General features: G+C 40.9%; 1 pseudogene. It reads right to left on the bottom strand.

Annotated elements, in window-relative coordinates:
• Window positions 1-235, bottom strand: a pseudogene (locus AAEY75_RS17020) (ion transporter); the annotation flags it as partial.
• Window positions 236-237 lie beyond the last annotated feature (2 nt).

Below are 237 nucleotides of genomic sequence, written 5' to 3'. Positions count from 1 at the left end.
ATGCATACTCAATGGTAAATAAAATCGTAAAAAACCATTCCGCATAAAAAAACAGCGTGCCATATTGCAAACGCATATATAGCACGCTGTCCAGCATTACCACCCCAACACTGGCCAAAATGGCTATCAACAATACAACATCGAAAAGCTTACCCATGCGGGTATCTGTGCCTTCGATAATAATATGAATGCGGTTACGCAGGTGAGTAATAGCTTCGTTAGTTGGTTGCTTCATAG

It is taken from the genome of Psychrobacter sp. TB55-MNA-CIBAN-0194 (genome assembly GCF_040309505.1).
Lineage (GTDB): Bacteria > Pseudomonadota > Gammaproteobacteria > Pseudomonadales > Moraxellaceae > Psychrobacter > Psychrobacter fozii.
The sequence above is the reverse complement of the archived record's forward strand: the minus strand, read 5'-3'. Positions and strand labels throughout refer to the sequence as shown.